General features: G+C 49.0%; 6 protein-coding genes. 3 read left to right on the top strand and 3 right to left on the bottom strand.

Annotated elements, in window-relative coordinates:
• A partial coding sequence (locus WBA89_RS17225) for a class I SAM-dependent methyltransferase (RefSeq protein ID WP_424408397.1) occupies nt 1–801 on the bottom strand: 801 nt, incomplete at its 3' end.
• Between the two features lie 228 nt (nt 802–1,029).
• Nucleotides 1,030–1,209 (bottom strand): hypothetical protein, encoded by a 180-nt coding sequence (locus WBA89_RS17220; RefSeq protein WP_424408396.1) that lies wholly within the window; start codon nt 1,207–1,209, stop codon nt 1,030–1,032.
• A gap of 226 nt (nt 1,210–1,435) precedes the next feature.
• Here WBA89_RS17220 and WBA89_RS17215 point away from each other — a divergent pair, with 226 nt between their 5' ends.
• Complete coding sequence (locus tag WBA89_RS17215; protein ID WP_424408395.1) at nt 1,436–4,222, top strand: phycobilisome rod-core linker polypeptide; 2,787 nt, start codon at nt 1,436–1,438, stop codon at nt 4,220–4,222.
• Between the two features lie 180 nt (nt 4,223–4,402).
• Here WBA89_RS17215 and WBA89_RS17210 read toward each other — a convergent pair whose 3' ends face one another.
• The gene (locus WBA89_RS17210; RefSeq protein ID WP_424408394.1) at nt 4,403–4,543 is read right to left on the bottom strand and encodes a hypothetical protein; all 141 of its coding nucleotides are present in this window, start codon (nt 4,541–4,543) and stop codon (nt 4,403–4,405) included.
• Between the two features lie 779 nt (nt 4,544–5,322).
• Here WBA89_RS17210 and WBA89_RS17205 point away from each other — a divergent pair.
• Both WBA89_RS17205 and WBA89_RS17200 read left to right on the top strand, forming a co-directional pair.
• Nucleotides 5,323–6,681: a P-loop NTPase fold protein gene (locus tag WBA89_RS17205; protein WP_424408393.1), complete on the top strand. Its 1,359-nt coding sequence runs from the start codon at nt 5,323–5,325 to the stop codon at nt 6,679–6,681.
• Between the two features lie 105 nt (nt 6,682–6,786).
• Nucleotides 6,787–7,113, top strand: a 327-nt coding sequence (locus tag WBA89_RS17200; protein ID WP_424408392.1) for a shikimate dehydrogenase family protein, incomplete at its 3' end; no start/stop codon positions are given.

Below are 7,113 nucleotides of genomic sequence, written 5' to 3'. Positions count from 1 at the left end.
CAAAAGTCGCTCTAACTGCCAATATCCCGGATTTGAAAAACCGAGAAATTCCAATTCCGAAGCATCAATTAACTCGAACAAAGTCTCGATATTGTAGTCAATTTCCTGCGGGTGAACGTACATATCGGCAAAACATTCGTCTCGCTGATTTTCTCCTGCCCAACGCTGTTTTTCGTACTTGACAAGACGGTTGTTTTCTGGTAATGAAGCAAAGATTTGACGGCCGACTTTCACACCATCGGGATAGTCGCCTTTTTGCGGGCCTTGGAGAAGTGCGATCGCCCTTTGCATCAGTTGAATCTCCCAGCGGCCGAGCTGGGAATACACAAAAATGTGCATCAAACCGCCCGGAGCCAACTTCGCAGCCAGCGCTTGAATGCCCCGGATCGGATCTGGCAAGTGGTGGAGCACGCCCACGCAGTTGATCAAATCAAACTCTCCCTCTAACTCGGCCGCATCGTAGATGCTGAGGTGGCGAAAATCGGCTTCTCGCGCCCCCGATCGCCTGCAGCGTTCTTGTGCTACCTTCAAGGCACCGGAACTAAGGTCGATCGCCGTTACGGACGCTTCCGGGTTGAGGTGAATCAGATAATCCGTACTCGAACCAGTGCCGCAGCCCGCATCTAAAATCCGAATATCGAGTTTTGGCGGCTTTTGGCCAGTGCAAAAATTGTAAGCATCAGGCCAACTCCAGCGCCAGTTGTAGCCGGGGGGCGGTTCGTCGGACAAAGGATCGGGGGGGAAAGGGAAAGTATCGTAAAGCCGCCGCACGGCAGCGCTGATATCGGGCGTAGTATCCATAGGTGGGTGAGGGGTTAGTGCGTGAGTTTTGAGATTGTCGCGAGCTGCCACAGAAGGGCGCTACGTGGTACACTGTTATTGTTTCGCGCGAGTCAATCTCAAATCAAAAATCTCAAATTTCAAATCGACTGACAGCTTGTGCGTAATAAAACTTATCATTTTTTCTCATATAAGCTCTCGTGAATCTATACAATAAATCTCGACAGGCTTTTTAACAAACGAGGACTGTCAATCACCCAATGCTGAGCTTTCGGGTAAAGCGGAGGCGTCTTTCGGCAAAAAGTAAAAGGCCCAGCAAAAGGCAGAAGAAAATTTTGGATTTTCTTGTTCCTGAATAAACGGCAGTTGCTGCGATCGCCCGCTCGTCAGCTTTCCTGCAAATAATTTTTGCCGGGGGTGTACGGGCAAAGCAAGGGCGGAGGGAGTGCCGCGTGCCTGTCTTCGGGTCGGACATTTCCCGGCAGGACGAAAGATGAAACCAAAACATTTTAATCTAAGAAAGTAAGCGCCCCAACCTCGTGACAGGTCAAGGCAAAAAGTAAACAAAGCAAAATACCTAGTTGTACCTGCATCAGAAGGCAAGGTTAGTCTGGGTAAATGCTGCAACGATTTAGATAGGGAGCGAAGGAGTCTAATGACTGTAAAAGCAAGTGGTGGAAGCTCAGTTGCGCGTCCGCAACTATATCAAACTGTACCGGTCGCAACTATTTCGCAAGCAGAACAGCAAGACCGTTTCCTACAGCGGGGCGAACTTAGCGAACTGGCAACTTATTTCAGTTCCGGTGCGATGAGGATCGCAATTTCTGAGACGCTGACGAGAAACTCAGAACTGATAGTGTCTCGGGCAGCCAACCGAATTTTTACCGGCGGTTCCCCGCTGGCATTTTTGGAAAGACCAGCAGAACCCGTGATGGCAGTGGCTGGTGCGGCTCGCGGCGGCTCGGTCAATACCTCTGAAGGCATGAAACTGGGAACTGTTACCTACGTTGAAGGTCGCGCTGGCGGCGGCAACGGTTCAGGCGGCAACGGCGGTGGCGGATTCTTGGGTTTGGGAAATCTGTTTTCGACTAACGGCGGCGGCGGCGGCGGCCCAATCCCAGCAGGATTTCAACCGATTAATGTCTCGCGCTACGGCCCGAGCAACATGACCAAATCTCTGCGGGATTTGAGCTGGTTTTTGCGCTACATCACCTACGCGATCGTCGCAGGCGACCCGAACATTATTTCGGTGAACGTGCGCGGATTGCGGGAAATTATCGAAAATGCTTGCTCTTCGGCGGCTACAATTGTGGCAATGCAGGAAATGAAGGCTGCATCCTTGGGTTATTTCAAGAATGATGAGGCCGGACGGGCGATCGTCGCACAGTATTTCGACGTAGCAATTACCGAATTCAAAGCTCCCACACCTTCAGACAAGGTGCGCCAGCGCGAAACCAACGACCAGCAAGGGCTGCAACTGCCTCAAATCTACTTCAACGCATCGGAACGACGATCGAAATTCGCGATGAAAACCGGTCTGTCGTCGGGCGAAAAGATTGAAGTAGTCAAAGCAGCTTACCGCCAAGTATTCGAGCGCGACATTACCCGCGCTTACAGCCAAAGCATTTCTGACCTGGAATCTAAGGTCAAAAACGGCGAAATCTCCATGAAAGAGTTTATCCGCCGTTTGGGTACATCTCCTCTGTACCGCCAGCAATTCTACGAGCCGTTTGTCAACAGCCGCGCTGTAGAACTGGCGGCCCGCCACTTCCTCGGCCGCGGTTTGAGCTCGCGGGAGGAATTTAGCAAGTATTTTGCGATCGTCACCAAAGGCGGCCTGGCAGCCCTCGTAGACGCGATGGTTTATTCCCAGGAATATTCCGACTACTTCGGCGAAGAAACAGTGCCTTACCTGCGCGGTTTGGGCCAAGAAGCTCAGGAATGCCGCAACTGGGGCCCGCAAATCGATTTGTTCAATTTCAGCGCTCCGTTCCGCAAGGTTCCTCAGTTCATCACCTTGTTTGCCGGCTACACCCAGCCTCTGCCAGACCAGCACGTTTACGGTATTGGTAACGATCCGCTCGAAATTCAGTTCGGCGCGATTTTCCCGCAAGAAACTCGCAACCCCAAAAACCGTCCAGCTCCCTTCGGCAAAGACACTCGCCGGATCTTGATCCGTCAAGGTGCGGGGATTGACAATCAATTGAGCAACCCGGCGGCTCGCGGTGCGGCTCCTGGTTCTCTGGGCCCCAAGGTCTTTAAATTAGACCAGCTCCCCGGTGGTTACGCATCTAAAAAATCAATTCGCGGTGTGTCTGGAAGCAGCTACAGCAGTGCTTCTAGTGTCAAATATACCGAAAGCTCCACCCAAGCGGTGATTCGGGCTGCTTACCTGCAAGTGTTCGGCCGCGATGTGTTCGACGGCCAGCGCCAAAAGGTGGCGGAAATTAAGCTGGAAAACGGCGACATTCCGATGCGCGAGTTTATTCGGATGTTGGCGAAGTCCGATGTGTTCCGCAATATGTACTGGAGCAAGCTGTACGTTTGTAAGGCGATCGAGTACATCCACCGCCGACTCCTGGGACGCCCTACCTACGGCCGCCAGGAAATGAACGCTTACTTTGACATTTGCTCCAAGAAGGGTTTCTACGCGCTGGTCGATCGCATGATTGACAGCATGGAGTACAACGAAGCTTTCGGAGAAGATACGGTTCCCTACGAGCGCTACGTAACTCCTGCAGGTTTGTCGATGCGGACAATGCGTACAGGCTCCTTTGGTGAGAAAAAGGTCAACGTTGAAGCGCCGACAGAAACACCTCGGTTTGTTGAACTTGGTACTGCCGGCTCTCCGGGCGATGTCGAGCTGCAAAATCGCATCGTTCAAGGTGTCAGCAAGCGGCGCGAACAAACTAAGGTGTTCAAGCTGACAACTACTTCGGACAAAGTAGCTTTGAAAACTTTAATTCAAGCTGCTTACCGTCAAGTTTTTGAGCGCGACATCAATCCGTATGTTGTGAAGAATGAATTCACGGCGCTGGAAAGCAAACTGGGCAACAATGAAATTAATCTCAAAGAGTTCATTGAAGCTTTGGGCTGCTCGCCGCTGTACGTCAAACAGTTCTACGCACCTTATCCCAATACTAAGGTGATTGAGTTAGGAACGAAGCACTTCTTGGGCCGCGCTCCTCGCAATCAAGCGGAGATTCGGACGTACAACCAAATCTTGGCAAGCCAAGGGATTAAGGGCTTTATCAACGCGATGTTGAACAGCGTTGAATATGCTGAAGCGTTTGGCGAGGATACTGTTCCTTACCGCCGCTTCCCGACTCTCCCTGCTGCCAATTTCCCGAATACTGAAAGGCTGTACAACCAGTTGACTAAGCAGAATGCTGATGTTGTGGTTCCGAGCTTTGAGCCGGTGGCTGCTGCTGACAGAAGCTAGATTGATTTGAGGTTTGAGCTCTTAAATTAGTTGTAATTTAATGTCTCAAATTAGTTGAGGGGCTGGCGTAATTGCTAGCCCTTTTTTTGATATAATTTGGAGTTTTTTTACCGCAGAGGGCGCAGAGGGCGCTGAGTGAGGAAGGAGACGGAGGAGAGGGAAGCGCGATCGCGCATTAATTTATTGAAGTTGGTACAATTCGATCGTCTGTTTTATTTTTGGCTGTTGTTTTTCTGATTTTGTGAACGCCAGCAAAATGCGATTGTTGACGGTGGGTGAGGGTTTGAGGATGAGAGTTATATCAATTCCGGTTGCACTCATACATGATGTTAACTGTTAACTGTTAACTGTTAACTGTTAATTTACTATTCCGATGAAGAGAGGATTTGATATTATACCATTTTTATAAAGATGTGCTATGGATGAAGTCTTAGCCCCCCCGAAATCGCGGGGGGGTGGGGGGGGGTAATATCTAGCGCTACTTTATGAAATTGGTATTAACCGATTTTCTTTGACAGAATCTGCACGCAAGTAGTCGGGAATCACGCTGAAGCCAAATCCTGATGCTGCGGCTTGTCTAATTGCTCTTAAATATCGATTTCCGATCGGGAAATTATCTGTGTTTATGTGCCTAGCACCTGCGGTTGAGCTATAAATCAAAGATATATGCAATGCAAATCGATTCGGTTAACCGCAATAAAATACCTTCTTCCGAGAACATTACCGTCAATTCTTCGTCTTTGATTTTAATATGCAAATTCGCGCAATCTGTTTGTAGTGATGGCTTGATATCATTTCCGGTTACACCGTCAGGTGATGTTGACTGTTGACTGTTGACTGTTGACTGTTGACTGTTGACTCGATTTTATTATTCCGATGCAACCGGAAACGATATGAGTTGTCTTGAAAATTACAGGACTAAAGTCCTAACGCTTGAACCAACTGTATTTAAGTAGGAGTTGTGATGGCGGATTCCGCTATACATCTAAATATTTACAGCCCAATAAAACATCAAAATCAACTGGCAAATTGTTCTGATTCGTACAATAGTTAAATGAAGAAGTTATTAAGGCATAATGTTATCAAACAGAGAACAGGGTATGGAACTAAATTTACAGAAATTTTATAAAGCTTGCAATCCCAGCTACACCTTGGCAGTAGCAAATCAAGAAGACCGACAATACTATATCGATTTCTCTTCAGTGCGGGGCGGTACAATCGTAGAACAATTGGAGCGCACCATCAGCCGCCTGTCCCCGGACGTGCCTACCTGTCAGTTGTTCACCGGTCACATCGGCTCTGGCAAATCAACAGAATTGCTGCGGCTGCAAGCTCAATTGCAGGAGCAAGGATTTCATGTTGTTTACTTTGAGTCTAGTAAAGACTTAGACATGGCTGATGTGGATATTACTGACATTTTGTTGAGCGTTGCCCGTCAGGTGAGCGAAAGTATTGAAAGAATGCAAATCAAGCTGCAACCAACTGGTTTTAAAGCTTTGCTCAAGGGGGTTGCTGATGTTTTTCAAACTCAAATAGATTTGAGGGCTGAAGCTAATGTTCCCGGTTTTGGAGAAATAAATGCTAGCACTGAGGGAGAATTTTCTCTGGCGCTGGGAATTGGCAAAATTACGGCTAAGGCGAAAGATGCTCCGAATTTGCGATCGGAGTTGCGGCAATATTTGGAGCCGCGTACTAATGTAATTTTAGAGGCTCTGAATAAGGAGTTGCTCGAACCGGCAAATCAAGAACTGAAACGCCAAGGGAAACAGGGACTTGTGGTAATTATCGACAATCTCGATCGCATCCACCTGTGCGCGAAACCGACGGGGCGCTTGCAGCCGGAATATCTGTTTGTCGATCGCGGGGAGCAGTTGGCAAGACTAAATTGCCACATCGTGTATACAATTCCTTTGGTGCTGATTTTCTCTAACGATTTGGGCCAGTTGACCAATCGCTTTGGGGTAGATCCGAAGGTTTTGCCGATGGTGCCGGTGCAGTTGAGCGACGGTTCTGAGTGTGTAGAGGGTGTGGAATTGCTGCGGCAGATGGTTCTGGCGCGGGCTTTTCCGACGGTGGAACCATCTGGGCGCTATGCTTTGGTTGACAAAATTTTTGATTCTGCTGAAACTCTCGATCGCCTGTGTCGAGTTAGCGGGGGCCATGTCCGCAATTTGCTGCAACTTTTGTATAGCTGTCTGCAAAAACAAGACCCTCCTCTGTCGCGGGAAACTTTGGAAAATGTGATTGTTCAGCGCCGCCACCAGCTTACTTTGGCGATCGAAGCGGATGAGTGGGAATTACTGCGCCAAGTATCAGCTACTAAAATTGTCAGCGGGGAAACTAAATACCAAATCTTGCTGCGAAGTCTCTGGGTGTTTGAATACCGCTACGGCGAGGATTATTGGTTTGATGTCAACCCGATTTTGGCGGATGCTAAGGAGTTTCGGCAAACAGTTTAGGGTTGACGGTTGACGGTTGACAGTTGACAGTTGACAGTTGACAGTTATCTCCCTCACTCGGCGATTGAAATCGCCGAATCATCAACGGTCAAATAACTAACAAAAATGATTAAAGGCACTACTAAAATATTGGGAGTAATCGGTCATCCGATCGCGCATTCTCTGTCGCCGGCGATGCACAATGCTGCCATTTCCCACTTGGGAGTCGATTTTGTTTACTTGCCGTTTCCGGTAAAACCAGGGGATTTAAAAGCTGCTCTTGCAGGATTTGCTGCGATCGACCTTCGGGGATTTAGCATCACGATTCCTCACAAACAAGCCGTCTTACCGCTGCTGTCGTCGGTTTCGCCGATCGCCCGGGCGATCGGCGCAGTCAATACCGTATACCGAACTGACAAAGGTTGGTGCGGCACAAATACCGACGTTGAAGGC

This window comes from Microcoleus sp., assembly GCF_049646505.1.
Taxonomy (GTDB): Bacteria; Cyanobacteriota; Cyanobacteriia; order Cyanobacteriales; family Microcoleaceae; genus Microcoleus.
Note: the sequence above shows the minus strand (reverse complement) of the source record. Positions and strands in the feature narration are given on the sequence as shown.